Raw genomic sequence first — 21084 nt, 5'->3', positions numbered from 1 at the left:
TCTCAATATTTTTATGCAAAAATACAAAGGAAATCTTAGTTTGTACCTACATAATAATGTTGAGGTTAACTCGTTATACACATTATATTAGTGAAACTAAACCCTAGTTTTAAAGTCCCAAGATGAAATACCACTTACTTCTATTCTTTTCCGTGCTTATGATTGGTTTAAAATCTACCGCACAAGAAGGTATTCCCGTTTATTTTGATTATTTATCAGATAATTATTATCTGGTATATCCATCTATGGCAGGTATTGGTGAAGGTGGTAAAATTAGGGCTACTGCTAGAAAACAATGGTTCGATGTTGATGATGCACCAAGTTTACAGACAATAAATGCACATTTTCGATTGGGAGATTCTCCTAGTGGTATTGGAGCAATCATATTTAATGATGCTAACGGATACCATTCTCAAACAGGATTGAAACTAACATATGCTCACCATTTAAGAATGGGGGGAGATGATGTAAGACAGTTGAATCAATTATCTTTTGGTTTGAGCGCAACCATTTTACAAAGCAGTTTAGATGAGACCGAGTTTAGGTCTGCTATGATTGATCCAGCCATTTCTGGTATAAAATTAAGTTCTTCTTACTCAAATGTGGATATTGGTGTTTCTTACAATTATCAAGAATTCTATACCCATTTCGCTGTAATCAATGCACTTACCGGAAGCAAAAGAAACATATATTACAGAGATAGAAATGACGACCCAGAGGAATTGGTTATTGATAATATTAGAAGATTTTTAGTATCCGCAGGTTATGTTTTTGGTAGAAGTGAATGGCAATTTGAGCCTTCTATACTTTTTCAACTGACTGAATTTACAAAGGAAAAAAGTATGGATATCAATGCTAAGGTATACAAGGATGTAGATTTTGGGCGTATTTGGGGCGGACTATCATATAGAAGAAGTTTTGATGGAGCACAGTTTCAAGACGGCACTTCATTTGGAGAACAACGCTTGCAATTGGTAACCCCAATAGTTGGTGCCAACTTCAAAAACTTTATGGTTTCATATAACTACTCATACCAAATGAACGATTACCGTTTTGATAATGGGGGTTTTCATCAAATTACTTTAGGGTATGATTTTGGACAAATAGAACGTAAGTACGATTGTTACTGTCCTGCAGCAAATTAAAAAGGCCTGCTCGTAATTGAGCAGACCTGAGATTCTATTATTCCCAACTGTAGTTTTTTGTTTTGGCTTGTTTTTTTATTGCTTTGATCATAGCATTTTCAAGCTCTCCTGAATTTTCATCTTTCTGATGTTTAGAAATATAAGCTAATCTTTTTGAGTTGTATTCTTTAATCTCTTTTTGAATCTCTTGCCTTTCAAACTTTTTAGATTCAATAAACATTTTTATTTCTTTTTCATTTTTACCTTGTAGTTCTTTAGGTAATTCGTCATTTTCTACTAAACTGATTTCAAATACGGCATCGTCGTAAGCATCGACCAAATCCCATTTTTTATTATTGTAAAGTCTAGAACTTTTACTGACCGCTCTTTTCACGGCAACCGCTTCTTCCATCTCTAATGCATTACTGTCTTGTGCTTTTTGTGCGATAATTTTTGATTGCCCCATCGACCCATAAGATACATAAGTGGTATTTAATTTGGAATTCAGTTTTATGATGATATCGTCATAGGGAGTGTTAATATGTACAACTTCTTTGTTGTGATCAATAGCCATATATTCCCCACCTGTTAATGAAGCACCATTTTTCCAATCGGTATTTATTCCTAATTCATAATTTCCACAGAAGATGGTGTTAACCACTACATCTTTTTCATTGGCATTAGCTAATGCAGTTCTGTAGTTATATCTACCTTGAGTAAATGGTTCATTGCCTGCAATAAAAATCATTCGCAGTAAATCTGGGTTCTTATTCCATGGTAATTGGTGTAAAGAGGTTTGTAGTACCTTTCCGCAATACTCTTCGCCGCCATTGGTGGTCAAAGAAAATAACTTCTCTGAAATTTCGTCTAAATCACTGCTAAAGCCTAATACTTGCTGAATATAACCTTCGTTTGCGGATAGGTTGTCATTACCATATTGGTATAGTGCAATTTGTAAATTTGGTCTGCTGTCATTTCCGCATTTTGCATAACTGAACTCATTTACGATATCCCAAAGCTGAGATTTTGCTTGGTTTATTAGTCCGTCCATACTATTGCTAGTATCTAATAACAAAGCTATCTGAACGGTATTCGTTTCTTTGGGTTCAATAGTTTCAGAAGCTTGAGCAATTAATTCAATGGGCTTTTTTTTATCGGTAGTATTACATGCAAATACTGTAGTTAAAGTAAGAAGTGCTATGCCGAATGATCCAAGTTGTTTAATCGTTTTCATCGTTTTTTGTTTTAAATTCAATGCTAAACTAAAATCAAAGTATTTCTCTGAATAACGATAATGAGCGAACTGTCCGTTTCACTTCGTAAAGTGTAGTGCGGAGTTTGTTAACCAATGAAATGATAGCTTATTATTAGGTGTTTTGAGTATTTCGTATTTTTTAGTGCCACAATAATCAGCTAAGTTTACCGTAGTAATAGCAGATGAAAAATTATAGTATATATATCGTAATATGTTTTCTTTTGGGATGGAGTACGCTTTATTCCCAGGGGCAAAATGATGCACTACGATTTACTTTAGAGGGTAGGGTAGAAGTTAGAAATACAGGAAAACCAATATCTGGTGTTTCCGTTTATAACAATTTGGGAGACTTTGTAATTACTAATGCATTAGGAGAATTTAAAATTAGAACTAGAATTGGTGATCAGCTTGTAATAGAGCATGATGATATTGAGACTTTACGGTACGATGTACAGAAGAATGACGATGTTTTAATCTTAGTAGAGGATTATGAATCTTCATCAAGTAGTAGTCGTTCAAAATCATTACCAGATATAGCTGTCAAGCATCAGCAATTATTAGATTCAGCAGAAGAGTATAAAGCCCAAGATATTGAAAGAAGTATAGATTTGGTAGCGCAATCAATTTCAATTTTAGGTAAGCGAGGACGAAAGAAAGAACTGGCAAGGTCGCTTTCTAAACTTGGTGAGATCTATCAATATCATAAGCAATTAGATTTAGCTATCGATAATTATGAAGATGCTTTAGAAAACAATAAGACGATTTCAACTTCTTTGCTTTTGGCTAGGGCGTATAACTTAACCAACAGCTTTGGTGAAAGTTTAGAGCTATTGAATCCGTTATTGGAGATTAAGTCCTTGCCATCGCGCCAAAGTGTACAACTCTATGAGCTGTTAGGTGATGCGAAAAAAGGAAACGGTAGAACTCAAGAAGCTTTGGACTTGTATAATAGAGGCTTGTTAATTGCCGATAAGAATCAGATTACATCAAAGATGATCGATTTAAATTCTAAAATAGCAGATACATATTCTTTGGGAAACCAAAACATGGAAGCTGAGGCTTATTATGATAGTTCATTGGAATTAGCAACTCAATCTGCACCAAAAAGAGCATTACAAGAAAAAGAAAAGGTCGCAGATTTCTACAATACAAAAAGTAGGTTCAATGAAGAGATAAATATGCGTAAAAGTAGTCTTCAAGAATTAAAGAAACTGAATTCGCCTAACGCAGGTGTCAAGAAATTAGAATTAGGCGATACCATAACATCACAGCGTATAAACTATAAAATTGCAAACGCATATATCTCTCAAGACAGGTACAATGAGGCTATACCTTTTTTAGAGAAAAGTATTGTTGAGGCAGATTCAGATAATGATTTGGTAGTGCAAAAAGATGCTACTAGAAAGTTGTCTGAAGTGTACAAAGTAAAAGGTGATTTTACCAAGGCATTAGACACCTACCAAAGTTATGTGGCTTTAGTAGATTCGCTATATGTTCGTAAAGAACAAGAAATTTCTAGAGCTTCAAGATTTAATCGTGAAATTGCAAATGCAGAAAACCGACTTACAGGTTTAGAGCAAGAAAGAGAATTATCGCAAAGCAAGTATGATCTAGCACTTACGGAGCAGGAGTTGGTGAAAGAGAGTAATAAGCGGCAGCAATTGGTGATTTATTCACTCATATTCGGGCTCCTATTAACCTTACTGGCTGCTTTTTTCTTTTACCGTAGCAATCAACAACAAAAACTGGCAAATAATTTATTGGCGTTGAAATCGTTGAGGTCGCAAATGAATCCGCACTTTATTTTTAATGCATTGAATTCGGTAAATAACTTTATTTCTAAAAGTGATGAACGTAGCGCTAATAGATACCTAAGTGATTTTTCAAAGTTGATGCGCTCTGTTCTTGAAAATTCTGAAGAAGATTTTATTCCCTTAGAAAAAGAAATGCAACAGCTAGAGCTTTATATAAAACTAGAACATTCTAGATTCGAAGATAAGTTCGATTATCAGATAATTGTTGATGAGAATGTACAGGTTTCTAAATTTCAAATACCGCCAATGTTATTGCAACCATATATAGAAAACGCTATTTGGCACGGGTTACGATATAGGGATGAGAAAGGGGAGTTGTTGGTCACTATAAAGGAGAATACTGCAGAATCCATAATTATTTCTATTACGGATAATGGTATTGGAAGAAAGAAATCTGCCGAAATTAAAACCCAAAATCAACGAAAACAAAAGTCTAAAGGAATGGGCATCATTAAAAAACGTGTAGCTATTCTAAACGATATGTATACAGATAAAGTAGATATCAAAATTTCAGATTTACATTCAGATGGTTCAGGAACTAAAGTCCTATTCATTTTAAAAAGAGAAAAATGAGCTTAAACGCAATTTTAGTAGAAGATGAGGCAAATAGTAGAGAGATATTAAGAAATTATATTGCTAAATATTGCCCAAGTGTAAATTTGTTGGGTGAGGCTTCATCAATTAAAGAAGCCTTGGTCTTAATTGGAGACAACGATTTAGATTTGGTGTTTTTAGATGTAGAGATGCCTTTTGGTAATGCGTTCGATTTACTTGATCAATTACCGGACAGAACCTTTGAAACCGTTTTTGTTACGGCTTATGATCATTACGCAAAAGATGCTTTAAACAATCATGCCGCTTATTATTTGACGAAACCTATCAATATAGATGAGTTGGTAAATGCGGTGGAGTATGTAGACGGTGTTCGTGAAAAAGAAGCTAGTTTAGAGGGAGAGGTGTTAAGTGCCAAGTCTAACGGAGTTGAAGGGAAGTTGACATTGCCACAGCAAGACGGATTTCAAGTTTTGAATATTGCCGAAATACTATATTGTAAGGCCGATGATAATTATACTGAAATTTACTTATTGAATAAGAAGATTTTGGTCAGTAAAACATTAAAATATTTTGAAGATGCTTTAACCGACTATCCGTTTGCGCGAGTACATAAATCTTTTTTAGTAAATGTAAACGAGGTGGTGAAGTACAGAAAAGGTAAAGGAGGAAGTGTAGTAATGTCTAATGGTAAAGAAGTGATGGTTTCCGCATCAAAAAAGAAAGATTTTCTATCCTATTTTAATTAAAAGAATTACGATGATAAAAGCAGTTAGAGGTAAAGAACCTGTTATTGGTGAAGATTGTTTTATTGCAGAAAATGCAACAATTGTTGGTGAAGTTAGCATGGGTAAACAATGTAGTGTCTGGTTTAATGCAGTTTTACGTGGCGATGTTCATTTTATAAAAATGGGCGATAAGGTAAATGTACAGGACGGAGCCGTAGTACATTGTACATATTTAAAATCTCCTACCACAATTGGCAATAATGTTTCTATTGGGCATAATGCTCTTGTGCATGGTTGTACTATACATGATAATGTGTTGGTAGGTATGGGTAGTATTATTATGGATGATTGTGTAGTAGAAAGTAATAGTATTATTGCTGCTGGTGCTGTTCTCACCAAAGGGACACATGTATCATCTGGGAGTATTTTTGCCGGTATGCCTGCTAAAAAAATCAAGGATATCAGTCCCGAATTAAGTTCTGGAGAAATCAATAGAATTGCAGAAGCTTACACTATGTATTCCGGTTGGTTTAAGGAGTAAAGGTTGACTCAAAAAAAACAATTGCTTGTTACAATCTATCTAAAATACGTACTTTTGAGCCACCAAAACTAAAAGTTATGAACGCGTATGTTTTTCCTGGGCAAGGTGCTCAATTTGTTGGAATGGGATTAGATTTATATGAAAAATACCCTATTGCAAAAGAGTTGTTTCTTAAGGCAAACGATATATTGGGCTTTGAGATTACTGAGGTAATGTTTAGAGGTACTGCCGAAGGATTGAAAGAGACCAAGGTTACCCAACCTGCTATTTTCCTGCATTCTGTTATTTTGAGTAAAGTAATGGGTGATGCATTTAAACCAGATATGGTTGCTGGTCATTCATTAGGAGAGTTTTCTGCTCTTGTTGCAAATAACACTCTTAGTTTTGAAGACGGATTAAAATTAGTGTCGCAACGTGCTTTGGCAATGCAAAAAGCCTGTGAACTTAAACCATCGACAATGGCTGCCGTTTTAGGATTAGAAGATGCTGTTGTGGAAAAAGTATGTGCGGAAATTTCAGGAATTGTGGTTGCTGCGAATTATAACTGTCCCGGTCAATTGGTAATTTCCGGTGAAATATCGGCAGTAGAAGAAGCTTGTGAAAAATTAAAAGAGGCAGGAGCAAGACGTGCTTTGATGCTTCCCGTGGGTGGCGCTTTCCACTCACCTCTAATGGAACCTGCTAGAGAGGAGTTAGCTGCTGCAATAGCGAATACTACCTTCTCTACGCCTAGTTGCCCTATCTATCAAAATGTACCAACAACTGCAGTGAATAGTGCAGATGAGATTAAAAAGAATTTGATGCTGCAATTGACAGCCCCTGTAAAATGGACTCAGAGTGTACAGCAAATGGTAAAAGATGGAGCTACAGTTTTTACTGAAATAGGTCCTGGTAAGGTGTTACAAGGGTTAGTAAGAAAAATTGAACCTAGCGTTACTACGCAAGCCCCAGAGTTAACAGACTAACCATTGTTTCCTTAATATTACCATTTAACCTATAAATCCTTTTTTCAACTGTTTGTGAGGGGTTTACCTTGATTTTTTTGTAATATTGAGACCCTCATTTTTGGTTATGGATTTAGAACATCCTTAAGCCTTATGGTTGGGAATGATAAAGAATGCTATGAAAGTAAGTATATATAATAATTTTTTGACTCGTAATATTAGCAGGAGTCTAAAGAAATTCCTTTTTGTTTTTGGATTCCTTTTTTTAGGTGCTTTTTCCCAGAGTGCTTATGCTCAAAACGTGACTATTGAGAAAATAAACGATGCTCTTGAAGAGGATGAAGTATCTGGTGGTTTTAGAATTAATGTTATTAATCCAGGATTTGGAGCTGGTAATGTAACAGTAAAATATAATGTTTTATTAACCAGTACGGCTATCTCAAATATCGATTATCAAGAGTTAAATGAAGAAATTGATATATCTTATAATTTCGCTGGGGTAGGTAGTGCGACTGTAGATATTTTGGTCGATGATGATAACCTAGTTGAAGGTGAAGAAACTATTACTATCGAATTGGTTGAAGATGAGCCTAACTATTTTATAGGAGTAGATAGTGAGGTTACCATTAATATTGAGGACAATGATTTTGGTGAAGTTTCCGTAATAGCGAATATACCAGAAACAGAAGAAGGTGCTGCAACAGCTGCCGATTATGGTAGGTTCAGAGTTGAATTAAGTGAGCGAAATAATACAGGAGAAAGTGTTGTTGTCGATTACACTTTAACCGGCACAGCAGGTTTGGGTGCTGGTCTGGATTTTACAATTACTGGAAATGCTACTATAGCGGATGGAGCAATTGCTTCAAATATAAATGTAATACCTAATGATGATGACTTAGTCGAGGTTGACGAAACAATTGTTATCGTGCTGGATGATGTAAATAGCGAGTCATATACAATTGGTACTCCAGATACAGATACGATTACCATAATTGACAATGATATTTTTGAAGCTTCTATTGAATCTACAACTGCGACAGCCAGGGAAAGCCCTTTAACTGAAGGTGTTTTTACCGTTGATGTAGATAAGGTCAATGCGACCGGTGCACCTCTTGAAATTGAATATACGGTTAGTGGTACGGCAGATGAGGGAGATGATTTTTCAGCTCTATCAGGTACGGTTCTTATTGAAGAGGGTGAAAGTACAGGTGTTATCACACTTACACCAATTAATGATACCGATATTGAAAGTAACGAAACAGTGGAATTAACTTTGGTAAATGGTCCTGATTATACGGTTGGCGGTCCAGATAGTGCTACGGTGATAATCGTAAGTGACGATAGCAATGTTGCACAAATTACTGCATCAGATGGTACGGCTGCCGAAAGTAATGGTGCTGTTTCTTCTGGAGAATTTACGGTTAGCTTAAGTGCTCCTAATAATACAGGAGGTCCGATTATAGTTAATTATGCAATAAGTGGTACAGCTGATAATGAAACAGATTTTGATGAAATAAATGAAAATGCCGTAACTATTTTAGATGGTGAGCAAGATGCTGTCATAGAAATTTTACCTGTAAATGATGTAGTTCAGGAAGGAACAGAAACCGTTATAATTACATTGGCTACTGGTACAGGTTATATATTAGGTTCTGGACCTACACAAACGGCAACCGTTCAAATAAACGATAACGATCAAGCCACTTTAACAATCTCTGATAATTCTTTAAATGAAGACGATCCAGATGGTGAAATGGAATTTGATGTTGTTCTTGATTTAGCAGTTGTTGGTGGTACAACAGTGGCATATTCCTTTTTTGATGATACAGCAACAGGTGGTGGTACAGATTATACGGGTACTAACGGTTCGCTGACTTTTACAGGAACAGCTAACGAAATCCAAACAATTACAGTGCCTATTAACAACGATGCTGTTCTTGAAAATACAGAAACTTTTACGGTTCAATTAGGGTTGCCCACTAATAACGTGCAACGTGCAGATGGTGGCACGGCAACGGGAACAATTCAAGATGATGATAATTGTGTTGCAGCTCCAACATTAGATACTACGGTTTCAAATATCTATTGTGTAGAAGAGGCTGGAGATGATTTTTCTGCCAACTTATTTGATTTTACAAATAGTACGGCTCCTGCAGGTACGGTTTTGACTTGGAGTAGAGTTTCCAATCCTTTAAATACAAATTCTCACTTGACGACTGCAGAAGCCCAAGATGTAGATTTACCGGCTTCGTACTATGGTTTTTTCTATGATGAAGCTAATGATTGTGCAAGTGGTACGATCGAAGTGCAAATAGTTAGAAATGTGTTGCCGCAATTAACTGTTATTAATGATAATGAACGTTGTGGTCCTGGTACTTTATTGTTAAGTGTTGAACCATCTGATGGCGCATCTGTTAATTGGTATGATTCTTTAGACGCGGTTACGCCGATTGCTATGGGCGAAACATTTACTACACCTTCTTTAAACGCTACTGCTACGTATTTTGTGGAAGCAACCGAAAATGAGTGTACCACTGAGAGACAACCGGTTGTGGCGAGAATTGGTTCTCAAGCTTCTACTGGCACGGCAACAAACGGTTCTATATGTAATGTGGCTGCGAACGGACTTACAGCGATAGATTTAGATACGAGACTTAATGGAGCTGATCCCGGAGTGTGGATTTTTGTTTCAGGTCCTGAAACCAGTGTTGATATCAGTTCAACTAATGTGGTAGAATTTGAAGGTGCAACTTCTGGTGCTTATGTATTTAGCTATACAACAACAAATTCTACGGCACCTTGCGAAAACCCTACGGTAGAAGTAACTATTAACGTGAGTGACTGTGAAACCGATGATGATGAAGACGGTCTTTTAGGTGGCCAAGAAGTAATTTTGGGTACAGATTCTAATGATGCTGATACCGATGGTGATGGAATCGATGATGGTGTTGAAGTTGGGGACGATATCGATAATCCATTAGATGAAGATGGCGACGGTATCATAGATGCCCTAGAATCAAATACTGCAGATGCCGATGAAGATGGAGTAAGCGATCAAGAAGATCCTGCAAATAATAATCCGTGTTTGCCCAATCGTTTTAATGGGAATTGTGATACCGATGGTGACGGAATTTCAGATTTAGACGAACAAACAAATGGTTCTGATCCAGATGATCCTTGTGATCCAGTGGCTACGCCTAATTGCGATGACCCTATTGATTTAGAAGTATTGAAGTCTGTTGATAATATGGATGCCTTGATTGGTGAAACCATTATTTTTAAGATATTAATTACCAATTTATCTGACAGAATTGCAAGAGCTATTGTTGTTGGTGATCTTTTAGAATTAGGTTTTGATTTTGTTGCTGCAGATGCTCCTGAGGCTACTGAATATGATGAGGTATCCGGTAACTGGACTATTTCAGAACTTGCAGCGGGCATTTCTTTGGAACTATCTATTACCGTAGTGGTGGCTGAGCAAGGACCTTATACGAACACTGCCGTTCTACTTGAATCTATTCCTTCAGATAATAATCCTGAAAATGATGAAGCTACTGTAGAATTGAGTACAGAGGCTCCAGAAGGGGTTGATTTAAGGATTGAGAAAGAAGCTCGACCAGATACCGCATTGGTAGGCGATGAGGTAGAATTTATTATTCGTGTAACTAATATTTCAGAATCTGATGTGGTGACGGATATTATTGTGAATGATTTGATATCAATTGAAAACGGATTTGAATTTGTTTCTGCGGAGTCAGACTTCAACGGCACTTATGATGAAGCTTCTGGTAATTGGAATATTCCTACGCTAAACAGGGAAGAGACCGCTACATTGATAATAAGGGCAAGAGTTCCTGCAATTGGTACTTATACGAATACTGCGAATATAGTAAGGTCAACACCAAGAGATGGTAATATTGAAAACAACGAAGCAACTGTAGAAGTTGAAGTGATTCAGAAAAGCCCAGCTGATCCAGGATTCCTTTTTAATCAATTCTCGCCAAACGGTAATAATCAGAATGAAGTTCTTCGTATTAATAGAACTATGACTGATCCAGAAACTGGTGTACAGGTAGATGTGAATTTGCAGTACAAAATTAAAATTTACGATCGTTATGGGAACCTTGTTTTTGAAACTGAAAAAGTAAATGATGGTGATGTTTGGGACGGTACTTATGAAGGTAAAGAATCGCCAAAGGGAACTTATTTTTATATCATGAATTATAGTGTTAATAATCAACCTGCAGTTTTGGATAAAGGTTGGATACAGCTTATTAGATAAAATAAATTATGGATTATAACTTTAATAAATCGAGTTATACTATTGCTTTGGTACTATTTTCTCTGTTAGGCTTTAACGCATTTGCACAGAAAGAACCGCAGTACACGCAGTACATGTACAATATCGGTAGTTTTAACCCGGCTTATGTTGGTACAGTAGAGAACCCAGAGTTTTCTGGATTGTACAGAGCTCAATGGATAGATATTCCTGGTGCCCCTAGAACATTTCGTTTTGGTGCCAATCTACCTTTTAAAAATGAAAAAGTAGGTTTGGGTATTAACATCGTAAATGATGAATTAGGTCCCGCTACACAGACTTACGCTGATATTTCTTATTCATACCAAATAATGGTTTCAGACGAGACAAAATTATCTTTTGGTATTGATGCCGGTGGTTCGTTCTTGAATGTTGATTTTTCTAAAGGTACTTTTGAGAATCCTGGCGAAAATCTCAGTGATGAAATGATTACTAAATTTTACCCAACTGTTGGTGCCGGTGCATTCCTTTACTCAGATGATTGGTATTTAGGTGCTTCGGTTCCTAATTTTCTTACAGAAGGTATTTATAATGATGAGATAGCCTCTGTAGTAGAAGATAAGATTCAATTTAATTTTATTGGTGGTTACGTTTTTGAACTATCTGATAATTTAAAATTTAAACCGGCCTTTTTAGTGAATACTATTTCTGGTTCGCCGGTAAATGTGAACTTATCTAGTAATTTCTTGATTTCTGATGTGGTTACTGCGGGTGTTTCTTATCGTTTAGATAATGCATTTAGTGGTTTAGCAGGTTTTCAGATTTCAAATACCTTGTTTGCGGGGTATTCATATGATTATAATACGAACTTACTTGGAGACTTCAATAACGGATCTCATGAAATCATACTTAAATTCTATTTAGGTAGAAAAGGTCCTTCGAAATCTAAAGGTAGTAGTGATAAGAATGCAAAAGGTAAACCTAAACAAGTAGATTCGCCTAGATTCTTTTAAAGTGAACGATAATGAGATTTAAATTAATCATAGTATTGCTAGTTTTTGTACCATTCTTAGGTACGGCTCAAAACAAGAAGTCTAAAGCCGATAACCTTTTTTATGGTTATCAATATGAAAAAGCCATTGCAGCATATAAGAGTGAAATGCAAAAAGATTCATTGACCAATCATCAATTGCTGAACCTTGCAGATTCTTATTTTAGTACAGGTAGTTATGATAGCGCATCTGAGCTTTATTTAAAGGTCAATAAGAATGATACCATAATGTCTGTCAATAGGTTTAATAAAATGTTGCAGAGCCTTTCTAAAAACTCTGAGAGGGATAGGGTGAAAATGTTCTTAAAGTCAAAAGCCGACAAATTATCTCCTGAACTTTTGGAGAATGCGGAATTTAATTACAGTTTGTTAGAAATTCCTTCAAATACAGATAACAGCGTAATACGTGATTTAGGTGTCAATAGCGCTCAAGGAGATTTTTCTCCTGCGTTTTATAAGAACGGAATATTGTTTAGTAGTAGTAGAGGACGAAACAGTAAAAATGTATACGAGCCTACAGGTGAATCTTATTTAGATATTTATTTTGCAAGACTAAGTTCAAATAACAACTTGGTAGATGTGGAAACTTTTAAGGAGATTCCTGCGACGGACTTTCATAAATCTACACCATATTATTCTGAAAAATTGGAAACGTTTTTTTACATCCTTTCCAATGAAGAAGATGGTGAGCTTAGATATGATGAGAACGGTAAAAATGCATTGGCAATAGGCACACTTACAAAAAATAACAGGTTTAGATTTATATTAAAAGATTTAAGCACATCATTTTACTATCCTTTCTTTGATGATGCTACGGAGCGTTTATATTTCGCTGCAAATTTTGATGATAGTTACGGTGGTACGGATTTATATTATGTATATACTAATAACGGACAGATAATGTCTGCGCCTATTAATTTAGGACCTAGAATTAACTCACCAGGAAACGAGATTGCTCCGTACGTTTTTGACGGAAGTCTGTATTTTTCTTCGGATATTTTCTATGGGCTTGGTGGAATGGATATTTATAAATCTAATATGTTGCCTAATGATGCTTACACCATACCGGTAAACCTTGGGGAAGGAATTAATTCAAAAGCAGATGATTTCGGATTTATTATTCAAAATGTTGAAAACACAGGAATGTCAGGTTTTTTTGCATCAAATAGAACCGGAGGCAAAGGCGGAGACGACCTTTATGGTTTTCAGCTAAAAAATGCACCAGGATTAAAAACATTTGCGTTAGGTGGTAAAGTGGTTAACCTTAGAAATAAGGTTGGGTTAAAAGGAGCTCAAGTGAGACTACTGAATCAACAAGGAGATGTATTGAAAGAAGTTATTGCAGGTAATGACGGTAGCTTTAGAGTAGAAGTTCCATGGATGTCTCAAGTGACTATACAAGCGATGAGTGATGGGTATTCTATTTTTTCAACTACATACTCTGAAGAAGGGATGGAGGAAATTCAAAACACGTCCTATAACATGGGGCTTGCAAGAATGGAAGACTTGGTAACTCAACGAGAAGATAAAACGGTAATAAAACTTAATAAGTTCTATTTCGATAAAGGTAAATCGGTTATTAACGCCCAAGTAGAAACTGAATTGAATAAAGTGGTAGATGCTGTTGTGCGTTTTCCACAGATGAGGTTGAGAATACAATCCTATACCGATACTAGAGGGAGTACGTCGTCTAACAAAAGGTTATCACAGGCAAGAGCTGACGTAATTAAGAATTATCTTTTAAGTAATGGGTTGAATTCTAGTAATATTATTGAAGCAACCGGTTATGGTGAAGAAAATATTGTAAATAATTGTGTTAATGGTGCTTACTGTTTAGATTTTCTTCATAAACAGAATGAACGTACCTTGTTCGTTGTTGAATAAACCGAGTCTTATTTCTATGCTATTAGATAATAATGATATAGAAATAGTAAAGCGCGAAACATGACAAGAATAAAATTCCGGCATAGGTAAGGATTCTCAATTTCTTACCTGGTTGAAATTTAGGTTCTAATTCGGTACTGGTCACATTCTTTAAATTCATGTATCCTATGACAGGTGCAACAACAAAAGAAACAAATGTTGCTAGAGCTACCAGATTACCCATATTGGCACTAAATGCTGCTATCACAACAAAATTGATCAGGGTTAAAATCAATACCCCAACTGCGAAAGCTGCTTTGGTAGTGTACCATTTACTTTTTGATTTCAATAAAGAAATTATATCTAAACTTACTCTAGCTAAAGCATCATGTGCCGTCATACAAGTGCTGAACATAGTGGCGAATGCAGATATGGCAATAAATAGATATGCCCATGACCCTATGTGTTGGGTAAACAAGCGTACTACTTGATCGGCAAAACTCACGGCATTATTACTGAGTTGTATGTTAGTGCCGTATAAGGTGTACCATCCTATAATCATAAAGAAAATAGCTAGTACAGCAGTAATGGTATATCCGATATTAAATTCTTGTAACGATTCTTTTAAACTAGGCTTGTCTTGAGTTTTCCATTTTTCTATACTCCATAAACTGATCCAGCTAGATGCTTCTACACTAGTAGGCATCCATCCTATTAATCCTATTAAAAATAATATGCCTACTTCGTTGAAAATGGGTAATGGTTCAAAGTCCGGAACATGACTTAAAGGTCCTTTAGCTATAACTAAAATTGTTGTAACCAGTAAAGCAACAAATAGTACACTAACAACGAATTTTAAGCTAATTTCTAAAAGCTTGTATTTTCCAAAAATTAGTAGTGCGCTTATGATTAAAAATAAACTTAATGCGACCATTGCTATAGAGCTATGACCAATATCGAACAAATTAATAAAGAGACCTGCCGTAACCGTATACAAAGCTGCTAAGATGGTGAAAGTGGTTACAAAGGTAATTATGGCATAAAACCAGAGATAGCCTTTACCGCGGTTTAAATAGCCTTCTATTAAGGTTTTGTTCGTGACGTTCGTATAGCGAACACCAAATTCAAAAAAAGGGTATTTTAAAACGTTTGCTAAAATGATGGGGATAACCATTAACCAACCATATTGTGCTCCTGCTTTAGTGGATAGAACGAGATGAGATGTGCCTATCGCCATACTGGCGAACAAAAGTCCGGGGCCTAAGTTTTTTAGAATTGTTTTAAAATGGAGCATTATAATCCGGTTTGGTTGGTCCTGTTAAATGTAATCTATTTAATGCTACTTATTTTATCTCAATTGTGGTGCCGTAAAATTTAGGCTGTGTATTAAGAATCATGTCTATAAATACTTTTACACGGGCAAGGTATTCTCTTATTTGAACTTTTAGACCTTGGCTTGTAGAAACGTCTTTTGCATTAAACCCTATAGCATTTAATCCTTTTTGTTTGGCAATATATATAGCTCTTTCATTATGGAACTTTTGCGAGATTACGGTAACATTGTCTAAGCCGAATATAAACTTTGCCCTAAACATGGAATCTAGGGTTCTGAAACCTGCATAGTCCAAGAATATAACTTTTTCTGGTATTCCTGCTTTTACCAAATCTTTTTTAAAGGTATCTGGTTCGTTATAATAGATGCTGCCATTGTCTCCGCTAACCAATATAAATTTAATCTTACCGGCATTGTAAAGTGCTTTGGTTGCATTTATTCGGTATGTGTAATATGGGTTGGGAGAACCGTCTGTTAATCTGTTAGAGGTCCCTAGAACAAGACCGACACTATTACTTGGAATTGAGGCTATATCGGAATAAGTTTTTCCTTCTGCAGTGCTAGAAATAATACTATTGCAGACAAATATCATTAGAATTAACGCTAATAGTAATAAGCCAGATATTTTTAATATTTTTTTTAGCATGCACTTATAATGAAAACTAAAGTTAATGAATAACTAAAGACTTCGATTTGAAATGTATATAAAATAAAAAAACCCCTGAAATCAATTGATTTCAGGGGTTTGTGGTACTCGAGGCGGGACTTGAACCCGCACGCCCCAAAGAGCACAGGATTTTAAGTCCGGCGTGTCTACCAATTCCACCACTCGAGCATACTTAGCATTGAAAAAAATGTTGACCGGCAACATTTTCTGAGCGAAAAACGGGATTCGAACCCGCGACCTCCACCTTGGCAAGGTGATGCTCTACCCCTGAGCTACTTTCGCAAATTTTAAAGAACGTGCATCTCTTAAAAGATGCGGGTGCAAATTTAATACAATTCTGTAAAAACCAAAGTAAAAATGCGCAAAAGAATAAAAAAATTTACGAAGTCGCTTTTTTGTCCTTGGTTAACAGCCTTTTAATCTCATTTAATTTCATCAAAGCTTCTACCGGAGTTAGCGTATCTATGTCTAAATGTGTGATTTCTTCCTTAATTTCTTCCAATAATGGGTCGTCTAGGTTGAAAAAGCTGAGTTGCATTTCGTCAGAATCACTTTTAAGTTTATCACTTACATCTTCACTAACGTGTTTGTTTTCCAACTTTTTTAAAATCTTGTTTGCCTTCTGAATTACTTGTTGGGGCATACCCGCCATTTTAGCCACATGTATACCAAAACTGTGTTCACTACCACCAGGAACTAATTTTCTTAGGAACAAAACGGTATCTTTTAATTCTTTAATAGCTACATTATAGTTTTTGATGCGATTAAATGTGTTGGTCATTTCATTGAGCTCATGATAATGTGTGGCGAACATGGTCTTTGCTCTTGCTGGGTGTTCGTGAAGGTATTCTGAAATTGCCCATGCAATGGAAATACCGTCATAGGTACTTGTACCTCTACCGATTTCATCTAAGAGAACCAGACTGCGTTCAGATAGGTTGTTAAGAATAGATGCTGTTTCATTCATTTCTACCATAAAAGTAGATTCACCCATAGAAATATTATCACTAGCGCCTACACGTGTAAAAATTTTATCTACAACACCGATTTTTGCTGTTTCAGCGGGTACAAAACTACCCATTTGCGCTAGTAAAACTATTAATGCCGTTTGTCTTAATAAAGCAGATTTACCACTCATATTAGGACCCGTAATCATTATAAATTGTTGATTGGAACGGTCTAACTGTAAGTCGTTGGCAATATATTGCTCACCTAATGGTAATTGTTTTTCGATAACAGGGTGTCTTCCATGTGTTATTTCCAAATCTGTGGAATCGTTTAAAGACGGACAATTGTATGCGTTTTCTTTTGCCAATTGAGCAAAACCGCAAAGGCAATCTAACTGAGCTATCAAATAGGCGTTATTCTGTACTGGGGCAATGTATTCTTGCATCCATACCACCAGTTGTGAAAATAGTTGTTGCTCCAAGGTTGAGATACGGTCCTCCGCACCTAGAATTTTTGCTTCATATTCTTTAAGCTCATCGGTAATATAACGCTCGGCATTGACCAAGGTTTGTTTACGGGTCCAGGTTTCTGGAACTTTATCTTTATGGGTGTTTCTAACTTCTATATAATAGCCAAATACATTATTAGATGCTATTTTTAGGGAGGTAATACCTGTTGCGGCAGTTTCCCTTTCTAACATATTGTTCAAGTAGTTTTTACCCGATGTCGCCAAGCCTCTTAATTCGTCTAGCTCTTCTGAGAAACCTTCTGCGATCGTGCTACCTTTTAAAATGTTAACGGGTGCCTCTTCGCTAAGCATCTCTTTTATTTTGGCTCGTAATAAATCGCACGATTGAATTTGGTCTCCTGTTAAGGCCAAAGATTCGTTTTTAGAAGAGGTGGCTAATTGTTTAATAGGAATTAAAGCTTCTAAAGAATTTTTTAATTGAACTACTTCTTTCGGGTTGACTTTGCCTGTAGCGACTTTAGAAATCAATCGTTCTAAATCGCCCATTTGTTTAATATGATGTTGAAATTTTTCTAGTATAACTTCTTCATCATATAGAAAGGAAACAATTTGCTGTCTCCTTTTAATTTTTTCTAAATTTTTAAGAGGTAAGGCAAGCCATCTTTTGATCATACGTCCACCCATGGGTGAGATGGTTTTGTCAATAACATCTAAAAGTGTTACTGCATTGACGTTGGTTGAATGGTAAAGTTCTAAGTTTTTAATGGTGAATCTATCCATCCATATATAATCATCTTCCGCAATACGTTGCAGTTTTGATATATGCTGCAATTGGCGATGTTGGGTTTCACCTAAGTAATGCAAAACTACGCCAGATGCTATGATGCCACAGGTTAAATGATCAACACCAAAACCTTTAAGAGTGTTAGTGTTAAAATGTGATGTAAGATTTTCTAAAGCATAATCTTCTTGAAAAACCCAATCCTCTAAATAAAATAGGTGGTGATTTTTACCGAAGACCTCTAAGAATTCTTTTTTATGCGCTTTGGATATTAATACTTCATTAGGTGAGAAATTCTGAAGTAATTTGTCAATCTGTTCTTCACTACCTTCTGAGGTTAAAAACTCACCTGTTGAAATATCTACGAACGAAATTCCTATTTTCTTTCTTCCAAAGTGAACGGCACAAAGAAAATTATTTGTTTTAGAGTTTAAGATGTCATCGTTCATTGCCACTCCTGGGGTAACCAATTCGGTAACACCTCTTTTGACAATGGTTTTGGTCTGCTTAGGGTCCTCTAACTGATCACAAATAGCAACTCGCTGACCTGCTTTTACCAATTTAGGTAAATAGGTATTTAAAGAATGATGCGGAAAACCAGCTAACTCGGTTCTTTCGCCACCATTATTTCTGTTGGTTAAAATAATACCTAATATGCGTGAAGCCTTTACTGCATCTTCACCAAAAGTTTCATAGAAATCACCTACGCGAAACAGTAATAATGCATCAGGATACTTGGTCTTGATGTTGTTATATTGCTTCATTAAAGGAGTTACCTTTTTTGTCTTGCTTTTATCCGCCACTTTATCTTTATCTCATTAATTTTGCTCCTTCACGAAATTATAATTTAATCTCTGGAAATTAAATCATTGTTGATATTTCAGGATAAGTTTATAACCTTTCAAACTAATGAAAATTGAATTGTAAAGCATGAGAAAATTAAGAAATGAGGAGTTGGATAGAATTGATGTGGAAGGGTATAAGCTTGCCGGAAAATCTCCTATAATAATTGTTCTTGATAATATAAGGAGTTTAAATAATATTGGTTCTGTTTTTAGAACCGCCGACGCTTTTTTGGTAGAAAAAATATACTTGTGCGGCATCACCGCTACGCCACCTCATAAAGATATCCATAAAACTGCTTTAGGAGCTACGGATAGTGTTGACTGGGAGCATGTAGCAGATACTGTTGAATTGGTAACTAGGCTTAAAGAAGATAGATATCATATTATTTCTGTTGAACAGGCAGAAAATGCAACGCAGCTAAATGACTATGCGCCAGCAAAAGATAAAAAGCAAGTGCTTATTTTTGGAAATGAGGTTAAGGGTGTTGCTCAGAACGTAGTTTCTGCTAGTGATGAGGTTTTGGAAATTCCGCAATTCGGCACCAAACATTCTTTGAATATATCAGTGAGTGTTGGCGTTGTAGTTTGGGATTGTTGGAGTAAGTTGAACGCATAAAAAAACCTGGTCGTAGACCAGGTTTTTTAGTATAGTTTGAGTTAGTTAGTTGCACGTATGCTTCCACAATAAAAGATTTTCTTTTCATTTACGCAAGAAATAATTTAATTTATTATAGTTATAAGTTGGCTAGGGCGAAGTCTTCGATCTTGGTTAAAATGGTTTCGTAATCTTTTGAGTGTCTCACGAAATCTAGCTCGCTAACATCTATAATCAATTGATTTTCTTTAGGGTATGTCTTTAAAAAGTCGAAATAACCCCGATTAATTTTTTCAAGATAGGTAAGCTCTATATTTTGCTCATAATCTCTGCCGCGTTGTCTTATTTGTTGTAATAATCTTTCTGTGGTTTGGTATAGATAAACGTAGACTTTTGGCTTTTTAACCTCCTTGTACATAAAGTTGAATACCTTTCTGTATAAATCAAATTCGTTTTGTTGTAGTGTAACCTTGGCAAAAATCAGCGATTTAAAAATATCATAATCGCTCACCATAAAACTTTTAAATAAATCTAATTGATTGGTGTCTTCTGTAAATTGTTGATATCGATCTGCTAAAAACGACATTTCCAAAGGAAAGGCATACCTAGCCTGATCTTCATAAAAATTAGGTAAAAATGGATTCTCGGCAAATCGTTCTAAAATCAATTTTGCATTGAAATCTTCTGAAATCTTAGTGGCCAATGTTGTTTTGCCTGCACCGATATTACCTTCTATGGCAACATATTGTAAACTTGCAAAAAATGTATGTCTACTTTTAAAAAGCCTTTTTATTTGTTTGGTTATAGTGCTCTTGTCTTTACATTCTTGCAGTAAATTTCTAGTGTCTTTGTTGAATATGGGGTGATAGAATTGCGGAGTAATATCTGCAAGCGGTTTTAGAATAAACTTTCTATCTTGCATTTTAGGGTGTGGAACCGTTAAGTTCTCTGTCTTGATAATATCTTTTTCGTAATAGAGAATATCAATGTCTAAAGTTCTACTTTGGTAATAGTCACTTTCGTTTCTTTCTCTTCCAAAATGAGTCTCTATAGCTAATAGCTTGCCCAATAAGTCTTCTGGAGCAAGTAATGTCTGTAATTCTAAACAGGCGTTCAAGAAATCTTCCCCTTCAAAACCCCATGACGGTGTTTCATAGACAGCGGAAACTTGCCTGACTTCACCGGCTATTTTTCCGATTTCGAAAATGGCTTTTTGCAATAATAATTGGCGATTGCCTAAATTACTGCCTATAGATAAGAATGCTGTTTTGTATACTCCCATAATATTAGGACAAAATAACTAAAACATATTCACA

General features: G+C 35.7%; 14 protein-coding genes and 2 tRNA genes. 9 read left to right on the top strand and 7 right to left on the bottom strand.

What is annotated here, in order from left to right; genetic code table 11:
• The first annotated feature begins 122 nt into the window (after positions 1-122).
• Positions 123-1145, top strand: coding sequence for a type IX secretion system membrane protein PorP/SprF (locus SJY30_RS10755; RefSeq protein ID WP_396632195.1), 1023 nt, complete (start codon positions 123-125; stop codon positions 1143-1145).
• A 37-nt stretch (positions 1146-1182) separates the two neighbouring features.
• Here SJY30_RS10755 and SJY30_RS10750 read toward each other — a convergent pair whose 3' ends face one another.
• Positions 1183-2358, bottom strand: coding sequence for a VWA domain-containing protein (locus SJY30_RS10750; RefSeq protein WP_396632194.1), 1176 nt, complete (start codon positions 2356-2358; stop codon positions 1183-1185).
• A gap of 203 nt (positions 2359-2561) precedes the next feature.
• Here SJY30_RS10750 and SJY30_RS10745 point away from each other — a divergent pair, with 203 nt between their 5' ends.
• The 7 genes from SJY30_RS10745 (at position 2562) to SJY30_RS10715 (ending at position 14151) form a co-directional block, all read left to right on the top strand.
• Positions 2562-4766, top strand: a complete 2205-nt coding sequence (locus tag SJY30_RS10745) for a histidine kinase (protein WP_396632193.1) — start codon at positions 2562-2564, stop codon at positions 4764-4766.
• Positions 4763-5494 (top strand): LytR/AlgR family response regulator transcription factor, encoded by a 732-nt coding sequence (locus SJY30_RS10740; protein ID WP_396632192.1) that lies wholly within the window; start codon positions 4763-4765, stop codon positions 5492-5494. Before SJY30_RS10745 ends, SJY30_RS10740 begins: the two co-directional genes overlap by 4 nt.
• Positions 5495-5504: 10 nt before the next feature.
• Positions 5505-6014: a gamma carbonic anhydrase family protein gene (locus SJY30_RS10735; protein WP_396632191.1), complete on the top strand. Its 510-nt coding sequence runs from the start codon at positions 5505-5507 to the stop codon at positions 6012-6014.
• 77 nt (positions 6015-6091) lie between these two features.
• The gene (gene fabD / locus SJY30_RS10730) at positions 6092-6979 is read left to right on the top strand and encodes an ACP S-malonyltransferase (protein WP_396632190.1); all 888 of its coding nucleotides are present in this window, start codon (positions 6092-6094) and stop codon (positions 6977-6979) included.
• Between the two features lie 157 nt (positions 6980-7136).
• A complete protein-coding gene (locus SJY30_RS10725; RefSeq protein WP_396632189.1) occupies positions 7137-11240 on the top strand; it encodes a Calx-beta domain-containing protein in 4104 nt (1367 codons plus the stop codon).
• An 8-nt stretch (positions 11241-11248) separates the two neighbouring features.
• On the top strand, positions 11249-12229 hold the full coding sequence (locus tag SJY30_RS10720; protein WP_396632188.1) for a type IX secretion system membrane protein PorP/SprF: 981 nt from the start codon (positions 11249-11251) through the stop codon (positions 12227-12229).
• 11 nt (positions 12230-12240) lie between these two features.
• Positions 12241-14151 (top strand): OmpA family protein, encoded by a 1911-nt coding sequence (locus SJY30_RS10715; protein WP_396632187.1) that lies wholly within the window; start codon positions 12241-12243, stop codon positions 14149-14151.
• A 22-nt stretch (positions 14152-14173) separates the two neighbouring features.
• On the opposite strand, the gene SJY30_RS10710 is transcribed toward SJY30_RS10715, so the two are convergent.
• The 5 genes from SJY30_RS10710 to mutS form a co-directional block, all read right to left on the bottom strand.
• On the bottom strand, positions 14174-15424 hold the full coding sequence (locus SJY30_RS10710; protein ID WP_396632186.1) for an NRAMP family divalent metal transporter: 1251 nt from the start codon (positions 15422-15424) through the stop codon (positions 14174-14176).
• 49 nt (positions 15425-15473) lie between these two features.
• On the bottom strand, positions 15474-16109 hold the full coding sequence (locus SJY30_RS10705) for a vancomycin high temperature exclusion protein (protein WP_396632185.1): 636 nt from the start codon (positions 16107-16109) through the stop codon (positions 15474-15476).
• Between the two features lie 102 nt (positions 16110-16211).
• Positions 16212-16298, bottom strand: a tRNA-Leu gene (locus tag SJY30_RS10700).
• A gap of 42 nt (positions 16299-16340) precedes the next feature.
• Positions 16341-16412 (bottom strand) — tRNA-Gly (locus SJY30_RS10695).
• A 97-nt stretch (positions 16413-16509) separates the two neighbouring features.
• Complete coding sequence (gene mutS / locus SJY30_RS10690) at positions 16510-19092, bottom strand: DNA mismatch repair protein MutS (protein ID WP_396632184.1); 2583 nt, start codon at positions 19090-19092, stop codon at positions 16510-16512.
• A 166-nt stretch (positions 19093-19258) separates the two neighbouring features.
• Between mutS and SJY30_RS10685 the strand changes: the two genes are divergently transcribed.
• Complete coding sequence (locus tag SJY30_RS10685) at positions 19259-19789, top strand: RNA methyltransferase (RefSeq protein WP_396632183.1); 531 nt, start codon at positions 19259-19261, stop codon at positions 19787-19789.
• Between the two features lie 118 nt (positions 19790-19907).
• Here the strand turns inward: SJY30_RS10685 and folK are convergent, their stop codons facing one another.
• Positions 19908-21050: a 2-amino-4-hydroxy-6-hydroxymethyldihydropteridine diphosphokinase gene (folK, locus tag SJY30_RS10680; RefSeq protein WP_396632182.1), complete on the bottom strand. Its 1143-nt coding sequence runs from the start codon at positions 21048-21050 to the stop codon at positions 19908-19910.
• Positions 21051-21084 lie beyond the last annotated feature (34 nt).

The organism is Maribacter sp. R86514 (assembly GCF_044597005.1).
GTDB lineage: Bacteria > Bacteroidota > Bacteroidia > Flavobacteriales > Flavobacteriaceae > Maribacter.
The sequence above is the reverse complement of the archived record's forward strand: the minus strand, read 5'-3'. Positions and strand labels throughout refer to the sequence as shown.

Excerpts from the sequence above, each read along its gene's own strand:
- SJY30_RS10740 (WP_396632192.1), top strand. The coding sequence starts at position 4,763 with ATGAGCTTAAACGCAATTTTAGTAGAAGATGAGGCAAATAGTAGAGAG.
- fabD (WP_396632190.1), top strand. The coding sequence starts at position 6,092 with ATGAACGCGTATGTTTTTCCTGGGCAAGGTGCTCAATTTGTTGGAATG.
- SJY30_RS10715 (WP_396632187.1), top strand. The coding sequence starts at position 12,241 with ATGAGATTTAAATTAATCATAGTATTGCTAGTTTTTGTACCATTCTTA.
- mutS (WP_396632184.1), bottom strand. The coding sequence starts at position 19,092 with ATGAAGCAATATAACAACATCAAGACCAAGTATCCTGATGCATTATTA.
- SJY30_RS10710 (WP_396632186.1), bottom strand. The coding sequence starts at position 15,424 with ATGCTCCATTTTAAAACAATTCTAAAAAACTTAGGCCCCGGACTTTTG.
- SJY30_RS10725 (WP_396632189.1), top strand. The coding sequence starts at position 7,137 with ATGAAAGTAAGTATATATAATAATTTTTTGACTCGTAATATTAGCAGG.
- SJY30_RS10720 (WP_396632188.1), top strand. The coding sequence starts at position 11,249 with ATGGATTATAACTTTAATAAATCGAGTTATACTATTGCTTTGGTACTA.
- SJY30_RS10745 (WP_396632193.1), top strand. The coding sequence starts at position 2,562 with ATGAAAAATTATAGTATATATATCGTAATATGTTTTCTTTTGGGATGG.
- SJY30_RS10735 (WP_396632191.1), top strand. The coding sequence starts at position 5,505 with ATGATAAAAGCAGTTAGAGGTAAAGAACCTGTTATTGGTGAAGATTGT.
- SJY30_RS10685 (WP_396632183.1), top strand. The coding sequence starts at position 19,259 with ATGAGAAAATTAAGAAATGAGGAGTTGGATAGAATTGATGTGGAAGGG.
- SJY30_RS10705 (WP_396632185.1), bottom strand. The coding sequence starts at position 16,109 with ATGCTAAAAAAAATATTAAAAATATCTGGCTTATTACTATTAGCGTTA.
- SJY30_RS10755 (WP_396632195.1), top strand. The coding sequence starts at position 123 with ATGAAATACCACTTACTTCTATTCTTTTCCGTGCTTATGATTGGTTTA.
- folK (WP_396632182.1), bottom strand. The coding sequence starts at position 21,050 with ATGGGAGTATACAAAACAGCATTCTTATCTATAGGCAGTAATTTAGGC.
- SJY30_RS10750 (WP_396632194.1), bottom strand. The coding sequence starts at position 2,358 with ATGAAAACGATTAAACAACTTGGATCATTCGGCATAGCACTTCTTACT.